The organism is Neoluteolibacter marinus, assembly GCF_014904755.1.
Lineage (GTDB): Bacteria > Verrucomicrobiota > Verrucomicrobiia > Verrucomicrobiales > Akkermansiaceae > Haloferula > Haloferula marina.
Genome location: NZ_JACZFQ010000111.1, coordinates 1 through 17,273, shown reverse-complemented (window position 1 = coordinate 17,273; position 17,273 = coordinate 1). Strand labels below are relative to the sequence as shown.

The 17,273-nt window shown below is 64.4% G+C and carries 15 protein-coding genes; 10 read left to right on the top strand and 5 right to left on the bottom strand.

Annotated features, from left to right (window positions below; all coding sequences use genetic code 11):
• Positions 1-1,587: transglycosylase domain-containing protein (locus IG178_RS22025; RefSeq protein ID WP_193214751.1), on the bottom strand; the 1,587-nt coding region annotated here is incomplete at its 3' end.
• A gap of 100 nt (positions 1,588-1,687) precedes the next feature.
• On the opposite strand from IG178_RS22025, the gene IG178_RS22020 reads away from it, so the two are divergent.
• Together IG178_RS22020 and IG178_RS22015 are read left to right on the top strand one after the other, a co-directional pair.
• On the top strand, positions 1,688-2,674 hold the full coding sequence (locus IG178_RS22020; RefSeq protein WP_193214750.1) for a S1C family serine protease: 987 nt from the start codon (positions 1,688-1,690) through the stop codon (positions 2,672-2,674).
• Positions 2,675-2,689: 15 nt separating this feature from the next.
• Positions 2,690-3,964, top strand: coding sequence for a PDZ domain-containing protein (locus IG178_RS22015; protein ID WP_193214749.1), 1,275 nt, complete (start codon positions 2,690-2,692; stop codon positions 3,962-3,964).
• Positions 3,965-3,970: 6 nt separating this feature from the next.
• Here IG178_RS22015 and hemQ read toward each other — a convergent pair whose 3' ends face one another.
• Together hemQ and IG178_RS22005 are read right to left on the bottom strand one after the other, a co-directional pair.
• Positions 3,971-4,798, bottom strand: coding sequence for a hydrogen peroxide-dependent heme synthase (gene hemQ / locus IG178_RS22010; protein WP_193214748.1), 828 nt, complete (start codon positions 4,796-4,798; stop codon positions 3,971-3,973).
• 2 nt (positions 4,799-4,800) lie between these two features.
• The gene (locus tag IG178_RS22005) at positions 4,801-5,868 is read right to left on the bottom strand and encodes a hypothetical protein (RefSeq protein WP_193214747.1); all 1,068 of its coding nucleotides are present in this window, start codon (positions 5,866-5,868) and stop codon (positions 4,801-4,803) included.
• Positions 5,869-6,001: 133 nt separating this feature from the next.
• On the opposite strand from IG178_RS22005, the gene IG178_RS22000 reads away from it, so the two are divergent.
• The 6 genes from IG178_RS22000 to IG178_RS21975 all read left to right on the top strand — a co-directional run bounded on the left by IG178_RS22000 (position 6,002) and on the right by IG178_RS21975 (position 10,105).
• A complete protein-coding gene (locus tag IG178_RS22000; protein WP_193214746.1) occupies positions 6,002-6,238 on the top strand; it encodes a ferredoxin in 237 nt (78 codons plus the stop codon).
• 6 nt (positions 6,239-6,244) lie between these two features.
• Positions 6,245-6,613 carry a DciA family protein gene (locus tag IG178_RS21995; protein ID WP_193214745.1) on the top strand — a complete coding sequence of 123 codons (369 nt, stop codon included), beginning with the start codon at positions 6,245-6,247 and terminating at the stop codon, positions 6,611-6,613.
• A gap of 12 nt (positions 6,614-6,625) precedes the next feature.
• The gene (locus tag IG178_RS21990; protein WP_193214744.1) at positions 6,626-7,675 is read left to right on the top strand and encodes an NUDIX domain-containing protein; all 1,050 of its coding nucleotides are present in this window, start codon (positions 6,626-6,628) and stop codon (positions 7,673-7,675) included.
• 25 nt (positions 7,676-7,700) lie between these two features.
• Positions 7,701-8,066 (top strand): dihydroneopterin aldolase, encoded by a 366-nt coding sequence (locus IG178_RS21985; RefSeq protein ID WP_226895685.1) that lies wholly within the window; start codon positions 7,701-7,703, stop codon positions 8,064-8,066.
• A 55-nt stretch (positions 8,067-8,121) separates the two neighbouring features.
• Positions 8,122-9,699, top strand: coding sequence for a zinc ribbon domain-containing protein (locus tag IG178_RS21980; protein ID WP_193214742.1), 1,578 nt, complete (start codon positions 8,122-8,124; stop codon positions 9,697-9,699).
• Positions 9,700-9,760: 61 nt separating this feature from the next.
• The gene (locus tag IG178_RS21975; RefSeq protein WP_193214741.1) at positions 9,761-10,105 is read left to right on the top strand and encodes a hypothetical protein; all 345 of its coding nucleotides are present in this window, start codon (positions 9,761-9,763) and stop codon (positions 10,103-10,105) included.
• Here the strand turns inward: IG178_RS21975 and IG178_RS21970 are convergent.
• Complete coding sequence (locus IG178_RS21970) at positions 10,102-12,579, bottom strand: glycoside hydrolase family 31 protein (protein ID WP_193214740.1); 2,478 nt, start codon at positions 12,577-12,579, stop codon at positions 10,102-10,104. The genes IG178_RS21975 and IG178_RS21970 overlap by 4 nt on opposite strands.
• A 210-nt stretch (positions 12,580-12,789) precedes the next feature.
• Here IG178_RS21970 and IG178_RS21965 point away from each other — a divergent pair, with 210 nt between their 5' ends.
• A complete protein-coding gene (locus tag IG178_RS21965) occupies positions 12,790-14,037 on the top strand; it encodes a glycosyltransferase family 4 protein (RefSeq protein ID WP_193214739.1) in 1,248 nt (415 codons plus the stop codon).
• Positions 14,038-14,061: 24 nt separating this feature from the next.
• On the opposite strand, the gene IG178_RS21960 is transcribed toward IG178_RS21965, so the two are convergent.
• Complete coding sequence (locus tag IG178_RS21960; protein WP_193214738.1) at positions 14,062-15,666, bottom strand: glycogen synthase; 1,605 nt, start codon at positions 15,664-15,666, stop codon at positions 14,062-14,064.
• Between the two features lie 385 nt (positions 15,667-16,051).
• Here IG178_RS21960 and IG178_RS21955 point away from each other — a divergent pair.
• A partial coding sequence (locus IG178_RS21955) for a glycosyltransferase (RefSeq protein ID WP_193214737.1) occupies positions 16,052-17,273 on the top strand: 1,222 nt, incomplete at its 3' end.

The window sequence follows — 17,273 nt, the reverse complement described above, 5'->3', positions numbered from 1 at the left end:
CGGCGTCTCGAAGCCGACCGACTCCGCGACTTCGGCGACGTTCTCGATGCCGGCGCGGTTGCCGACGCGGACCGACATGGTGTTGCGCGAGCGGATGAGGCCGGTCGAGGCGGGCAGCATGCCGCCGAACTTGCCGTCGGAGTTTCTCGGCCGCCAGTTGCCGGCCCCCTTGATTTCTCCGCGATAGATGGGGCCGTCGTCGATCAGGGTGTTAGGGCGGACGCCCTTGTCGAAGGCGGCGAGGTAGACGAAGGGCTTGAAGACCGAACCGATCTGGCGGCGTGCCTGCAGGGCGCGGTTGAACTTCGACTCGTCGGCGTTGCGGCCGCCGACGATGGCGAGCACCGCTCCGCTGAGGTTTTCAATGGCGACAACGCTGCCCTGGAGGTAGGCGGGGCGGGTCTTGGCATCGGCGGGCAGCTCGTTCCAAGCGGCGCGGGTTTGGTGCGGGTAGCCGGGCGAGCGCTCGAGCTGGCGGAGTTTCGCGTCGAGGGCGTCCTCGGCCTTTTTCTGGATCAGGTGATCGATCGTGGTGGTGATCTCGAGTCCGCCGAGCTCGATGTTTTCTTCCTCAAGGATGCGCTCCAGCTCGCGGCGGATCGCGTCCATGGCGTAGCTGTCGTGGAAGATCCGTCGCCATTCCGGACGCACGGAAATCGGCTCTTGTTTCGCTACTTCCGCCTCCTCCGGCGTGGCGGACTTGGCGGTGACCATGCGGTCGAGGGTGCTGTTGCGCTCGCGGATGGCCTTGTCGATGTCGTTGAAGGGGGAGAATGCGTTCGGGCCGCGGACGATGCCGGCGAGCAGGGCGGACTCCGACAGGCTGAGTTCCTTGGCGTGTTTCTCGAAGTAGGTGCGGGAGGCTTCCTCGATTCCGCGGATCGAGTGGCCCCAGAAAATCCGGTTCACGTAATGCTGCAGGATCTCGTCCTTTTCATAGTTCGCCTCGATCCGGTACGAGACGGCCACTTCGAGGAACTTGCGGTCGAGCTCCTGGAGCTTGCCCGAGAAGTCGAGCAGCGGCGACTTGAGCTGGAAGCTGTTGCGGGCGAGCTGCATGGTGAGGGTGGAGGCCCCTTGCTCGATGCCGCCGCGCTTGACGTTTTCGACCATCGCGCGGGCGACCCCGATCCAGTCGACGCCGTGGTGGTTGAAGAAGCGCTCGTCCTCGCGGGCGAGAATGGCGGCGAGGAAGTCCGGGGAGACCTCGGAGATCCGGATGACGTCGCGCTTTTCGCCGTGGATGCGCCCGAGTTCGTCGCCGCGGCGGTCGTAGACGATGGTGCGCTGGGGCATCTCCGCGACCTTGGCCATGTCGAAGGGGCGGGCGCGGACGTAGTAGAAGACGCCCATGGCGAGGCCGGCGTAGGCACCGAGGATGGCGAGGTCGCCAACCAGGCGGATGGGCACCCTCAGCAATCCTGGCAGCGGCCGGATCAGCAGGTGGAACAGGTGAAATGGCCAGAAGAGGATGACCGATCCGAGGCCGACGGGCTTCTTCGGGGCCTCTTTCTTGCGATTGGAACCGCGCTTGTCGCTGGCACTTCCTTTCGGGCTGCTGGGTTCCTTCGGCGATGGTTTCTGCATGGACTTGGGGAAATTAGCGCGGATGGTGGGCGGAAGCGATGGCGATATGGTGCGGCAGACGAAGCAGTCGGATCGTGTCGCTGTGTTGTGTGAGAAAGCGATGAAGCAGCCGAGATTTTTCCAAGGAGTGGCGGGAGCCGCCGCGGCGATCGTTTTGCTGAGTCCCGCCTGGTCGCGGGAGCCGGTGCATTCGATTGACGATGTGCGCAAGCTCGAACAACGCATTGCCGAGGTCGCCGACAAGGCGATGGGGTCCACGGTGGCCTTGATTTCAGAAGCAACGCAGGCCTCCGGTTCGGGCGTGGTGTCCACCCCCGACGGCTTGATCCTCACCGCCGCCCACGTGGTCGAAGGGGTCGAGGAAGTGACGGTGGTGTTTCCCAACGGCAAACAGACCACGGGCAAGGTCCTCGGGGCGAACCTCTCCAAGGACATCGGGCTGGTGAGGATCACCGAGAAAGGTCCCTGGCCTTACATGGAGCGTGGCAAGTCGAAGCCGCTCAAGGCCGGCGACTGGGTGATCGCGATGGGCCATTCGACCGGTTATGACGCGGCGCGGACGCCGCCGGTGCGCTTTGGCCGGGTGGTTTCCGACGGACCGGGGAATTTCCTGACCAGCGATTGCACTTTGATCGGCGGGGATTCGGGCGGGCCGCTGTTCGACCTGGACGGGAAGATCGTCGGGATCAACTCATCGATCGGCACCTCGCTGAGCAACAACAATCATGCCGGCGTGGACGGCTTCGAGACCGACTGGGACCGCTTGCTGGCGGGAGACATCTGGGGACAGCTGCAGATGGATCCCTTGCTGAACCCCGAGCGCCCGGTACTCGGGATCGCGCTGGGGGCCTCGGTGCGGGGCGGCGGGGTGGTGATCGCCGAAGTGGGCCGATACGCGGCCAAGTCCGGGCTCCGGAGAGGCGACGTGATCACCGCGGTGGATGGCACGAAGGTCCGCGACGGTGCCAACCTGTTGGTGATCCTGGCCAAGAAGGAGGTCGGGGACAAAGTGACGGTCGGCCTCGTGCGCTCCGGCCAACCCGTCGACGTTGAAGTCGAGATGATCAAGCGGAGCCAAGCCCGGTAAAATTATCTGCCAGCGATGAAACCGAAATCATTGATTCTATTGCTGAATGCCGCGCTGTTGGCGGCGGTCCACGCCCAGCGGAACGGGGAAGCCCCGTTGATGCGGCCCGAGGAGGTGCAGGCGGTCCAGGACCAGACGATCGAGTTCTTCGATGCGATCCGTCCGGTCGCCCGCGACGCCATGCGCTCGACCGTCTGGGTCTGGGCGGACACCGGGCGCGGCAAGCAGCCGGTGGTGCTGGGTACGGTGGTCGAGGACGGCACCAAGGTGCTCACCAAGTGGAGCGAGATCGCGATGACCCGGGGGGATCTCCAGGTCGTCGGCGGTGACGGTGTGACCGCGAAGGCGAGTGTTCTCGGTGTCCATCAGGAGGAGGACCTGGCGCTCCTGCAGCTCGAAGGGGCCAGTTTCCCGGCGGTCGCCTTCGACGCCGGGGATGCCCCGAAGTTGGGTCGGTTCCTGGTTGCCGCGTCGCCCGATGACACGCCGGTGAGCGTGGGGGTGGTGGCGGTCGAGGCGCGCTCGCTGCGCGAGAAGGACCAGGCGTTCCTCGGCGTGGAGTTGAATCCCTTGCCCGGCAAGAAAGGCCTGGAGATCGTCGGGGTTCAGGACGGCAGCGCCGCGAGCGCCGCGGGACTGAGGCCCGGCGATGTGATCCAGTCGCTCGGTGACCACGGCATCGGCAGTCTGCTCGAGTTGCAAACCGCGCTGGCGGGCCACGTGCCCGGCGACACGGTGAAGCTCGGCTTCCTGCGCGCGGACGCCGCGGAGGAGACTGAAGCCACCTTGCAGGAGAAGAATGTCCACTATCCGCAGGTCGAAAACCAGCGCCTGAACCAGATGGAGCGAATGGGTTCGCGGCTGAGCCTGGTGCGCAGCGGATTCCCGCGCGTCATCCAGACCGACATGCAGCTCAACCGCGACCAATGTGGAGGCCCGGTGGTGGATCTCGACGGCAAGGTCGTGGGCATCGTGATCGCCCGTGCCGATCGCACCCGGAGTTTCGTGATCCCGTCGGCGAGCATCGTCAATTTGCTGAGCAAGAACCCGGTGTCTCCCGAAGTCGCGCAGGCCGAAATGGAGGCCGAACGTCTGGCGCAGAACCAGCAGGTCGGCCAGCGGGGACCGCGGCAACGAAACTTGCCGCCTTCGGGGCCGAGGCCCCGACCGCAGCCGCGTGCGGTTCCGATCGATCCGGACGCGGCCGACCGGATGCGCGGTCATCTCGAGGAGATGCAGCTGCTGATGGAGCGGATGCGCGCGGAAATGGAAGCGATCGAGAACCGCTGAGCCTGCCTACAGGCAGACCCGGCGGAAGAGCTCGTCGAGCGGCAGCTGCATGCCGATGTAGAAGTCGCCGAATTCGCCGTAGCGGGCGGTGACTTCGTCGAAGCGCATTTCGTAGACGATCGACTTGATGTCGATGGTGTCCTTGGCGAGCAAGGTCACTCCCCACTCGTATTCGTCGAGGCCGGTGGAGCCGGTGATCAACTGGAGGATCCGGCCGGAGTAGGTGCGTCCCACCCGGGCGTGGCCGGCCATCAGTTCACGGCGCTTCTCGTAAGACAGCGAGTACCAGTTGTCGTCGCCCTGGCGGCGCTTCGACATGGGGTAGAAGCAAACGGCCGGCCAGTCCGGCAGCACCGGGTAGAGGCGGTGCTTGAGGTAGTGGGCCATGCGGTCCTCGAATTCCTTCATCGCCTGCTCGAACTCCGGGCTGCCCTCGGCGAGGCCCTTCTCGGCGACCAGGGTTTCCGCGGCGTACTGCTCGGAGGTGGTGGTGTATTCGGAGCCCTCCGTCTGGGAGAGGTAGGAATAGACCGGGCTGAGGATCTCCGGCCCCAGCGAAAGCGACAGCTGCTTCTCGTAGGCATTCGCGACCTGGAGGTCGGGGGTCAGCAGCATGAAGCCGATGTCGGCCTTCGGCGTGGCAATCGAGAAGGTCAGCAGGTGGGTGTCCTTGGTGGCGCGGATCTCCTGGACGAGTTCGGTGAGCCGGGTCTTGGCGGCGCGCCTCTCCTCGTCGCTCAGGATCATCCACTGCGAGTGGTCGATCTGATAGAAGAGGTGCATGACGTGCCAACCTTCGCGCGGCACGAGCGGGGGAACTTTGGTATCGGACATGATCAGCGGCGGAGAGGGAAGACGGGGATGGGGACGAGAGGCTTGAACTGGCTGGCCGGCGCGTTGATGGACGGCCCTTCATGGACTTCAGCCGTCCAGAAGCCGTCCTTGCCGGTACGGTAGGCATTGTAATTGCCCATTTCGAGGAAGCCGTCGGTGGCAGGGAATGCCAGCGTCACCTCGCCGTTCGCGTCGAAGCGTCCGCCGGTGAAGGAACGGGTGATCGAGTCGCCGACCGGTTCACCGTCGCCATTGCGGAAAATGATCCGCAGCGCGCCGCTCGGCGACTGGTCGGGGTCGAGCGAGATTTCCAGTACCGGGATCATGACCACCTCGCGGCGGGCGACATCACGGGATTCTCCTTCCCGGACCGGCTCGCGCCAGAAGGTTTCGGCGGCGGCCAGCACCACGTGTTCGCCGGAGATCGGCAAGTCCGGTTTGTCGACGAACTCGGACTTGAATCGGAACAGGCCGAAGAACTGCGACAAGACCCAGATCGCGGCGGCCAGGAGGACGACGGCGAAGGCCGCGATGCCGACGAGTTCCCGCCGGTTCATGCGCGGTTTGACGGCCGTCTCCGGGGCCGGTGTCTTCCTTGGTTTGGGCTCTTTCGCCGGTGCCGGCGGGGCGTCGGGGGAGGGTTTGGTTACTGCTTCGGGAACCGGGGGCGAATCTTGCGCGGCAGGCGCGGGCGGGGGCTCCGGCTTCTCGTCCGGAACGACCAAGGTCACCACCTTGCCTCCATCCGGAGAGTCGGGTTCGTCGAGCTCTCCGATCTCGTCGACGGGCTCCGGCTTTTCATCGCTTTTTCCAAGCGGTTTGGTCCGGGGCGGCCGGACGGGCGACGGCTTCTCGGTGTCGACCGGGAATTCCTGGTGTTCCGGTGTCTGGGGAAGGGGCTTGGCGGCCGGGCGCTTCGTCGGGGGGGGCTTCGGTTGCTTGGATTCGATCTCCGGGGAGGTCTCGTCCAGGTTCCACAGGTCGTCTTCCGTGGTCTCCTTGGAGAGATCCGAAAGGGCGGGACGATGGCGTCCCGGGGTATTGGACGAACTGGGTGGTTCCGCGGGCATTGGTGAAGCGGCCCCCGGTTTAGGAACACCGCGCGCCCTTGGCCAGTGGAATCCTTGACCGCGAGGAATCCGGAAAAAGGGTTGCATGAAAGGCCTGCTGGCGCGATGCAAACGCGAGCAGCAAATTCTCTCCATGGCCGATCGCGAAGACAAGAATCAGGAAAACGTCACGGGCAAATTCTACGTCGACAGCCAGTGCATCGACTGCGACCTGTGCCGCGAGACCGCGCCGAACAACTTCACCCGCTCCGACGACGAGGGCTACTCCTACGTCTACAAGCAGCCGGAGAACGACGAGGAACGGTCGCAATGCCGCGAGGCGATGGAAGGATGCCCGGTCGAAGCCATCGGCGACGACGGCGAAGACTGACCTGCCATGGCGAGGAAATCCCGGCTCGAGGCGATCCGCCGCGCCGTGCTCCGGGACTGGCGCGCCGACGAACCGGCGCACCTCGACGAGCGCCTGCATCAGCCCGGCGAGTTCCTTGCCTCCATTTTGCGCCAGGCAGGTGCCTCGGAAGGCATCGACGAAGAGCGATTGCGGGAGATGTGGAAGGACGTGGCCGGCGACTTCATTGCCCGCAATGCCAATCCGGTGTCGCTGAAAGGCGGCTGCCTGACCCTTCACGTGCTGCAGCCGGCGATGCGCTTCCATCTCGAGCAGACCCGCGCCGAATTGCTCCGCAAGGTACAGCAGGCGGCCGGTCAGGGGGTGGTCAAATCCATTCGTTTCACGGTCGGTTGACCGGATTACCGCATGTTCCGAAATCTCATCTTCGATTGGTCCGGCACCTTGGTCGACGACTTGCCGCCGGTGCTGGAGGCGACCAACCATGTCCTCGGGGTCTACGGGAAGCCGCCGCTCGACCGCGAGGCGTTCCGCCTGAGTTTCCGTCTTCCCTACGCCGAATTCTACGAGGAGGTGCTCCCGGGGGTTCCCTTGGAGGAACTGGAGGTGCACTTCCGGAAGGCCTTTTCGGCATCGCAGGCCCCGGTGACGATCCTGCCGCACGCCCGGGAGAAACTCGAATGGTGCCGCGACCACGGGATCAGGGCCTTCGTCCTCACCAGCATGGACAGCGAGGCGTTCCGGCGGCAGCTTCACGATCTCGGGCTCGCCGACTTCTTCGAGGCGACCTATTCCGGCGTGCTCGACAAGCGCGAGCGGATTCTCGGTCTGCTGGAGGCCCATCGGCTGGATCCCGCGGAGAGCGCCTTCATCGGCGACATGACGCATGACATCGACACCGCCCGCCACGGCAATCTCACCTCGATCGCCGTCCTCACCGGCTACACCCATGCGGGGCCATTGGCCGTGTCACGGCCCGACCTCACGGTCCCGGATCTCGAGGTCTTGCGACGCCTGATGGGCCGGCCGGGGTGGCGGCCGATGCCGGTGGCCACCGTCGGGGCGCTGCTGCATGATGGATGTGGCCGCTTGTTGATGGTCAAGACCCACAAGTGGGGCCATCGCTGGGGAATCCCCGGTGGCAAGATCAAGCGCGGCGAAAGCTCGCTCGACGCCCTTCGCCGGGAGATCCGCGAGGAAACCGGCCTGGAACTCCGCGACCCGAGGTTCGTGCTGGTCCAGGACTGTGTCGACTCCGACGAGTTCCATCGCCGCGAGCACTTCCTGCTTCTGAATTACGTGGCGCGGGTGGCGACAGGGGAGGTGGTTCTCAACGACGAGGCACAGGAATTTCGTTGGGTCACGCCCGCCCAGGCGATGGGGATGGATCTCAACCGTCCGACCCGCACGCTGTTGGTCGAGGCCTTGAACCAAGGATTGATCGAGCATCCCGTTTGAACGGAACGCGGGGATAGACAGATTTATGGGCAATTCACATCAGATTGAAATCCGCGGATTGAGGGTTGCCACCCGGATCGGCGTGCCGGACGAGGAACGGGCGTCGGCGCAGGAGGTGAAGGTGGATGTCCGGATCACCGTCGCCACCGGCTTTGCCGAGATGGACGATCAGATCGGAAGGACGCTCGACTACGCCGACCTCGCCGGGCGCATCCGCGAGTTGGCCGGCAGCGGCGAGCGGCGGCTGATCGAGACCCTGGCGTCCGACATCGCCGGCCTGGTGTTGGGGTATCGGGTGGCAGCGGCAGTGGAGGTGAGCATCGAGAAGTTCATCCTGCCGGAAACCGACTGCGTGGCCGTGCACCTGCGGCGCGAGGCGACGAGCTTCTAACATGCCTGCTCTCCCGGGTTGCATTGCCGCGATGAAACGCTGAAGATCAAGCCGCATGGACGCGCCGAAAGCCGACCCGGAAAAAATCGCCATCCGCTGCCCCGGATGCGGGCAGCGCTTCATGGTCGGGACCGAATTGAAGGAGCGCATGGTCGAGTGCGGGTCCTGCGAGCACCGCTTCCGGGTGAACGACGAGGTGCTGGTGCGGACCAAAAAATTCTATCCCGGCGAGCGGCGCGGGCATGCCCTGGACGGGTTCTCACGGATGCCAAAGTCGGTGAACACCTCGACGGCGAGTTTTCAAACCGTCCAATACGCCGAGGAACCCGCACACCGCACGTTCGAGACGACCTCGCCGCTGCGTTTGATCTTCGGCTTCGCGGCCGCAGCTATCATCGTAATCGTGGCCCTGATGCTCGTCTTCGGCGGCGGGGCCGGGGGGGTCCTCTACGGGGCATCCCAGTCAAAGCGGCTGATGCTTGCAGTCTTTACCGCGATTGTATGCGGAGCCTTGTTGATCGCGGCGAATCCCCGGGCTCGGAAGCGGGCCGCCCTCGCCGCGGTCCTCGTGGCCGCCTTGTTGATCGCCGTGCCGTTCGTGGTCACGGAGGGAAATCAAGCCGCCGGACAGGTGGTGACGGACGACACGGATGATCCGCGGGATCCGGTGGTGTCGACCACCCCGTCGAGGGAACAGGAACTCGATGCGCTCAAGCAGAAGGTCGGCTACGATCCGTTGGCGCGGGAGCTTGAGGTCTCTCCCCATTCGGCCGGGATCTGGTTGCGCGGCCTGCAGGAGTATCACCGGCTGCAGGTGCGGAATTACTTCGTGCGGGTCACCGGGGCGAGCCCCAGCTCCCACATGTATCCGCGCTCACCGGATTATCTCCTGGTGGTTTCGGGGGCGACGGCGAACCTGGATGAACTGGCACGGCTTTGCGAGCGGTTCGGGGAAGTGCGGCGGACGGTTGATGCCCTGCGATTGATCGAGGTCGAGGTGAACAACGAGAGCTTCATGGAGGGGCCGATCGAAAAGCTGACCGACTCGTCGGATCCCGCGTTCTACGAATTGAACCGCCGCGAATTGGAGAGCATCGATCTGGAGCGGGCGCGCCGGGCGGTGATTCGTCTCGGCGCGGCGGAGCCGAAGATCTACCGCTCCGACATCGTCCGCCGCATGCAGCAATTGCTCGGGGAGGGGGACGACCGGTTGGCGGGCGATATCGGCAAGACCCTCGTGACCTGGAGCGAGCAAGGCGATGGTTCCACCGAGGCGGTCCGCAACACGGTTGAAAAGATCACAGCGCAGCACGGCGAGGTGCCGGAGTCGCTGGTGAAGTTCCTGGTGGCGCGCGGGGATCCTGCGGTGATCCCGGTGCTCGACGGCCTTTGGCTCAAGGATGCCGATATCTGGGAAGAGACCTACAGCCGCATGGGGCCGGCGATCGAGGACCGCTTGCTGGCTCATTATCCGGAATCGACCATTACCCACCAGATGTCCTTGGTTCGCATGTTAGGCAAGGTGGGCACCGAGAAAAGCGTGCCGGTGCTCGAGGCGGCGCGCGAGGGGGCGATCGACGAGCTCAAGCTGCTGATCAACCGCGCGCTGGAGGCAATCCGCGCGAGGCAATGAGTTCGTCTCCGGTGTTCCGATCCGGGTTGACGGAAAATACCTTGGGCAACATGGCTTGCGTATGACTGCCAAGTCTCTGTCGATCACCTGCGCGATTCTGGCGATCGGAGGACTTGCCGGCTTCTCGCTCGGCAGTTCCAATCTACGGCGACTTTCCGCTGCAGAGTTTCTCCGGCAAGCGGAGAAGATTGAAGAAATCAACAGTGCCGAATGGACCGGTTACGTCGGTTGTTCGGGCGGGCGTGCCTATCTCGAACAAGGCCGTCCCGGCCCGTTTGGCACCACGGTGTACTGGGTGCAGTTGTCCGAGTTGCCCCCTGACCTCGAAGATCAATTGAGGGAGGGAAACCCGCCATGGGTCCCGCCAGATTTCAAGGCGAAGAACGTTGGGGCAGTGGGGGATTAGCTCGCCACGCTGTCGCTGCGCTTTTTCGTCCAAGGGGCCGGAGCCCACTGGATCGATGCGGTTTTGAAGTTCTTCGGAACGCTCGTGCGGTAGCGTCCGTCGTCGCCACGCAGGGCGAGGGTCTCGGATCCATCGACGATGACCTTCAATTCGGCATCCGCGCTGCCGATGCCGCAAAAGGTCAGGTGAACGGTGTCATAGCCGGGCGTCCAGTGGCCCTCCCATTCACGGCTGATTACGATCGATCCGGAGCTGCCCTCCAACCGCAAGGTGGATTCTCGGTAGTCGCCTTGTCTCCAGGCCTCGCCGTCGCCTTCGTCCTCGTACCAGCAACTGGTCTCCTGCCCGTCCTTCCACCAGGCGCGGAGCTCCGGTTCCGGATGGGGGATTTCCCCGACATGCTGTTGCAGCGGCCAATGCGGGACGATGGCGCCGGCGCGGACAAAGACCGGGATGCGATCGATCGGGCATTCGATCCAGATGTCGGTATTGACGGCCTTCGGGCGCGAATCGTCGTGGTAGGAGAACCAATCGCTCCGCGGCAGGTAAAGGAAGCGGCCCTCCTCCCCTTCGGCCATGATCGGCACGACATAGAGGTGGTCGCCGAAGTAGAACTCCGCGCTGCGCCAGTAGGTATCGGGATTCTGGTAATCGACCAGCGGCAATGAACGGAGGATGGGAGTGCCGTCCTTCACATACTGGCGGAAGGCGGTGTAAACGGCGGGAAGCAGGCGGTAGCGCATCTCGATCGCACGGCGGACCCAGTCGGTGGTGTCCTCGCCGAAAGACCACGGTTCCTGCTCGCCGTGGTCGCCGGACGAATGGGTGCGGAAAAACGGATGGAAGACGGCGAGTTGAACCCAGCGCAGGTAGAGCTCCGGGGTGGGGGTTTCGATGAATCCACCGATGTCCGAGCCGATGAACGACATGCCCGAGGTGGCGAGCCGCTGGCACTGGGTGTTCGCCATGTTGAGGTGCTCCCAGGATGCCACGTTGTCGCCGGTCCAGCCGCAGGCGAAGCGCTGGGTGCCGGCGTAGGCGGAGCGGGTGATGGAGAACGTCCGGCGGCCCTTGCCGAAGCGGCGCAGCCCTTCACGGGTGGCGCGGATCATTTGCATCCCGTAGACATTGTGCGCCTTGCGGTGTGAACACGGGTGGCCGTCGTAGTCATGCCGCACGTCGTCGGGGAAAGTGCCTTCCTCGAACACGGCCGGCTCGTTCATGTCGTTCCAGATGCCATGGACGCCGACGTCGCCGACGAGGTCGCCGAACAGGCCGGCCCACCAGTCGCGAACTTCGGGGCGGGTGAAGTCGGGGAAATGACAGAGCCCCGGCCACACCGAGCCTTTCATCAGTGCTCCGTCCTGGCGGCGGCAGTAGTAGTCGTTTTCGATGCCCTCGACCCAGACCGGGTATTTCGGATCGATCTTCAGGCCCGGGTCGATGATCGCCACCGTTTTGAAGCCGTCCTTTTCCAGGTCGGCGACCATCCGCTTCGGGTCGGGAAATCGCTCCGCGTCCCAGGTGAAGCAGCGGTAGCCGTCCATGTAATCGATGTCGAGGTAGAGGGCATCGCAGGGAATCTTGCGGGCGCGGAAGCCGTCCGCGATCCCGCGGACCAGGGCTTCCGGATAGTAGCTCCACTTGCACTGGTGGTAGCCGAGCGCCCACAGCGGCGGCATTTCCGGCACGCCGGTGAGCCGGGTGTAGCGGCGGACGATGTCGAGGGGATCCGACCCGTGGATGAAGTAGTAGTTCATCTCCCCGCCCGGCGCGGAGAATGTCGTCACGTTGGGGTGGTGGCTGCCGAAGTCGAAGCTGCTGCGGAAGGTGTTGTCGAAGAAGATCCCGTAGCTGTGGCCGCGGCAAAGGCTGAGGTAGAACGGGACGTTCTTGTAGAGCGGGTCGGTGTCGGGCGTGTAGGCGTAGGTGTCGCTGCCCCAGAGATCGAAGCGACGGCCGCGGAGGTTGAGGTCGCAGGACTTGTCGCCCAGGCCGTAGAAGTATTCGCCGTGGTGGCAGACCTTGCTCATCCGGACGACCTCGCCGCCATGGCGCTTGTTGTCTTGCCAGTGGTAGCCCTTGTCGTCCTGGCAGAGGATCCGGCCGCTGGCGGTCTCGGTGATCGTCGTCTTCAGGCCGATCCGGGTGATGCGGATGGAAAGCGCGCCGGTTTTGATGGCGAAGCCGTCGGCAAACTCGATCAACTCGTGGTCGGGCACTTCGCCTGGAAACGCCGGGTCGATCGCGTAGGAAAAGTCGTCGTCGAAGCGCCCGTCGGGCGAGAACCTGAAGCGCACGATGCCGTCGGCGACCAGATGAACTTGCAGCAAGACCGCATTGTCGGTGAGGAACCCGAAGATCCCGGCGGCCGGCCGGCGGAGTTCGCGGACGGCGCCTGGGAAGAAGTCCGCCGCCGCTTCCGCGGTGCGGTGCTTCTCCATGTAGTTGCCGGAGAATTCTTCGGAAGCCATGGACGGGTGTGAGGGTGGAGGGTGAGAGGAACCCGATTAGACAACGTAGCCGGCAACGTGCCAAGCTCCCTGAACGGACGGCAACGGTGGCCGGGGCGATGACTCCATCGAATCGGTGTCAGAAAAGCTTTCCGCGGGACTGTCGCAAATTGCACTCCCTGAATCGGCTGAATTAGTGTGTCATTTGGATACCACGCCACGCTGAGAACTATGAAAATCGCGATGCTGTCATGGGAGAGCCTTCACTCCATCCCCGTGGGTGGAGGGGCCGTTCACGTTACCGAGCTTGCCGCTGCCCTGGAGCGGCGCGGTCATGAGGTTCATGTGTTCACCCGCCTCGGCGAGGGACAATCGACATCCGCGATGATCGACGGGGTGAAATACCACCGCTGCCCGATCGAGCTGGATCCGGACTTCATCACGGAGACCAACAACATGGGCAATAGCCTGATCTATTTCCTGGGCGCCACCGAGGCTGCCGACGGCGTGCCCTTCGACATCGTCCACGGCCACGATTGGCTCTGCTCGAAGGCGCTGGCCCAGGCCAAGAACGACCGCGGCCGCAAGGTGGTGTTCACCATCCACTCGACGCAGTTCGGCCGGACCGGCAACAACCTGCACACCGGCGTGTGCGACCGCATCCGGGCAATCGAGCGCGAGGGCACCTTCGTCGCCGACCGGGTGATCGCCGTGTCCGGCTACCTCGCTGACGAGGTGAAGTGGCAGTATGAAGTGCCGGAGTGGAAGCTGCGGGTCGTCTACAATGGCATCGAGTGCTCGCGTTTCGACGGAGAGATCGACCCGGCGGTTTGCCGGCGCAGTTATGGGGTCGGCCCGCTCGACCCGATGATCCTCTACGTCGGCCGGATCAGCACGCAGAAGGGCCCCGACCTTTTGCTGGAGGCAATGCCGTCGATCCTCCGCTACCAGCCGGGCGCGAAGGCGGTGTTCGTCGGGGACGGCGACATGCGCAGCCACCTCGAGCACCGCGCGCGCGAGCTCGGGGTGAACCACGCGGTTCGTTTCCCCGGCGCGATGGGACCGGACAGCGACGTGCTGAACCTCTTCAAAAGCACCGACGTGGTGTGCGTGCCCAGCCGCAACGAGCCGTTCGGCATCGTGGTGCTGGAAGCCTGGGCTGCCTCCAAGCCGGTGGTGGTCACCCGCAACGGCGGGCCGCGCGACTTTGTCTCGCACGGGGAGGATGGCTATCTCGTCGATGCCACCGCGGCCGGGATTGCCGACGGGGTGAAGGCGGCTTTCTCGAACTTCGAGCACGCCCGCTGGATGGGCTCACGCGGCCGGGTGAAAGCGGCCTATGGCTTCAGCTGGGACGGGATCGCGGAGCAGACGGAAGCCATCTACCGGGAAATCCTGCCCCAGCCGCTTCCGGCGGAGGCGATCAAGTCGATCGAAACGGAGGCTGCCGAACCGGAGACGGCCGAGAGCCAAAGTTAGTGCGGAGTCGCTTTGGCGGAGGAGTCAAGCAGCCGGCCGCGAGCGGGCGGGCATCGGCTTGGCAATCGCCTTCTTGGCGGCGCTGCGAGCTTCGCTTTCTTGAACCGGCTCCTTTGGCTCGACCAAGGGACGTCCGATCAGGCGCTCGTAGATCTCTGCGTAGCCACCGGTGAAGCGAGCCGGATCGAACTCGCTGCGGCTTTGGCGCATCACCCGGCTGATCTCGCGGTCGCGGGTTTCCTTCGGGGCGCCGTGGAACCACATCGCTTCATCGATCGCCCAGCGCAGGCCGTGGTTGTTCGGGTGCTCGAAAGAGAAGCCGTTGCCCAGCGAGTTGTCCCAGTCGAGGCGGCGGACGGTGTCGCGCAGGCCACCGGTCGAGTGGACCACCGGCAGGCAGCCGTAGAGGGGCGCGATCATCTGTGGGAGCCCGCAGGGTTCGAACAGCGAGGGCATCAGCATGAAATCCGAGCCGGCGAAGGCGAGGCGGGCGAGGCGCTCGTCGAAATCGCGGACCGCCACCCGCCGGTGCAGGCCGTGGTGGTTGACGATGCCGTGCAGGCAGTGCTGGTGCGGGCCGTCGGCGACCACGACGATTTGCAGCTTGCGGTCCCAGTAGTCGGAGACCGTGCGATGGAGGATGTCGCAGAGAAGCTGCGGTCCCTTTTGAAGGGGATCGAGCCGGGACGGCCAGAAAAAGACCGCGGCATCCGGATCCTCGTCGAGGCCGAGCTCGCGTTGCAGCGCCCGCTTGTTGATGGCCTTGCCGGTGGTGTGGTCGCGGTCGGAAAAGGTCGCTTCCAGCGAGGGGTCGGACTCCGGATCATAGGAGGGGTCCGGCGCGTTGAGAATGCCGGAGGCCCGGCCGGTGCCGAGCTTGTGGGCGATCTCGCCACGCAGGAAGGCGCCGCCCTGATGATGGCCGTTCGCCAGCTCGCCGAGGAATCCGGGGCTCACGGTGGTGATGTGATCGGCGGCGTAGACCCCGGTGCCGAGCATGTGGACCGGCACGGTCGAGCGGCACTGGTGGTATTGGCCCGGCGGGCGCAGGAAGTAGAAATTGTTCCAGAAGTCGGCAGCCCCGATCCCCGTGGCCTCCATCCGCTCCATGGTGGCGTCGCGGCTGTGGATGTTGTGAAGGGTGAACAGGCTCTTGATGCCGCGGCGCCTGGCCATGGCCGGGATCAATCCGGTCATCCAGTCATTGCAGTGGATGATGTCGGGTTGGACCATCGGGATGATCTGGTTGATCACCTCGCGCTGGAACACCAGGGCGGCATGAAGGGCTTCGTGGGGGTTGTGGCTGTAGACCCGGTCGAGATGATGGAAAACCCAGTCGTCCGCGAGGTGGATGCGGGCGTCGCGGGGATGGGTGCTGGCATGGATCAGCTCGTCGGGCAGCCGGCCCGCATGGTCGCGCCGGAACAGGCGGCGGAAATTCGGCAGGGCGACGTGGACCTCGGCCCCGATGTCCACCAGTCCCGAAACAAGGGCGGAGGTGGCGTCTGCAAGTCCGCCGGCCTTGGCCCGGATCCCGTTCGCCCCGGGGCCCAGCGCGGAAGGAAGGTGAGTGATTTCCGGAGTAACGATCAGAACGCGCGGAGGCTTGGACGAAGACGGGGCATGCATGGTGCAAGGAAGTCGGAATGGACTCTAGGGGAGGCGTGGGTGCAGTGGACGAGGCAGGAGATCGTTGCGATTTGCCAACCCGGAAAGATGGCGAATTCGTGATGTGGTATCGAAATAGCAGGCGCCGTGCCTAGGTCGGCCGGGTCTTCCGGATAATGTCCGGAGGTGTGGGTTTCGGCCGGGACGATCTATCTGTTGGAGTGTCCCGCCATCGCCCCGGTGGCGGTGGGACGGGACCGGTCGCTGACGCGGATTTGCTCCTGAATTCAAGCCTCCGGAAGCGCCGTGGCTTGAATGTCCTCGACTTTGGCTCGGCCATTGCTCACCACGATTGTAGCCTGTGGGTGACCTGAGGAGTCGGGTATCAGCCGGCTTTCTACCGCTCATGAATCGAATTCGCGTTCTCAAGCTGGGCTGGGAATTTCCCCCTTTGATCAACGGCGGCCTAGGTGTGGCCTGCCTCGGTCTTTCGCAGGCCCTTGCCAAGCACGTGGATCTCCGGGTGATCGTTCCCCGCTCGGCGCCAGAGGCCGATTTCGACGGGTTCACCCTGACCGGCCTCAACAACCTGAAGGTGGACGACCTGAAAGGGGCCGAGGGCAAGTATCACTACGAGAGCTTCGCCGAGATCCAGCGGGTTCCGATCGAGCTGGATCCCTACGCGTCCGACGAAACGTTGACGACGACCTCGAAGATCATGGTCGATGCCGGGGAGCAGGTGCGGTTTTCGCAAACGACCCGCAACCAGCTGGACCAGTTCAAGACCGGCGAGCTCTACGGCAGCGACCTGGGAACCAAGGTGATCGAGTTTTCCAAGGTCGCGGCCAAGATGGCGATGTTGTTGGATTTCGACGTCGTCCACGCCCACGACTGGATGACTTTCCTGGCTGGGGTGGAGGTCAAGAAAGCCACCGGCAAGCCGCTGGTCATCCACGTTCATGCCTCCCAGTACGATCGCGCAGGTGCCGATGCCCGCGGCTGGATCTTCGATCTCGAGAAGTACGGGATGGAGCAGGCGGACATCATCATTCCCGTCAGCCGATACACCGGTCAGATCTGCGCGGGTCACTACGGCGCCGATCCGGCGAAGATCCGGCCGGTTCACAACGGCGCGGAGCCGGTGAAGGTGTTCAGCACCAAGAAGCCGTTCCCGGAGAAGCTGGTCCTGTTCCTCGGCCGGCTGACCGCCCAGAAGGGGCCGGAGTTCTTTCTCGAGATCGCCGCCAAGGTTCTCGAGAAAAACCGCAATGTCCGCTTTGTGATGGCCGGAACCGGCGAAAGGCTCAAGCCGCTCGCCGAGAGCACCGCCTTCCGCGGGTTGGGTGGCTACCTGCATTTCACCGGCTTCCTCAACAAGGAGAAGGTCAACGAGCTGCTGTCGATGACCGACATCTACTGCATGCCTTCGGTGTCGGAGCCCTTCGGCCTGTCCGCGCTGGAAGCCGCCCAGTTCGGCATCCCGGCGGTCATTTCCAAACAATCCGGGGTGGCCGAGGTGCTGAAAGGAGCGCTCAAAGCCGATTTCTGGGACGTCGATGTGATGGCCCAGCACATCATCGACCTGATCGAGGACGATGAATTGCGGGCAAAGGTGGTCAAGCAGGCCG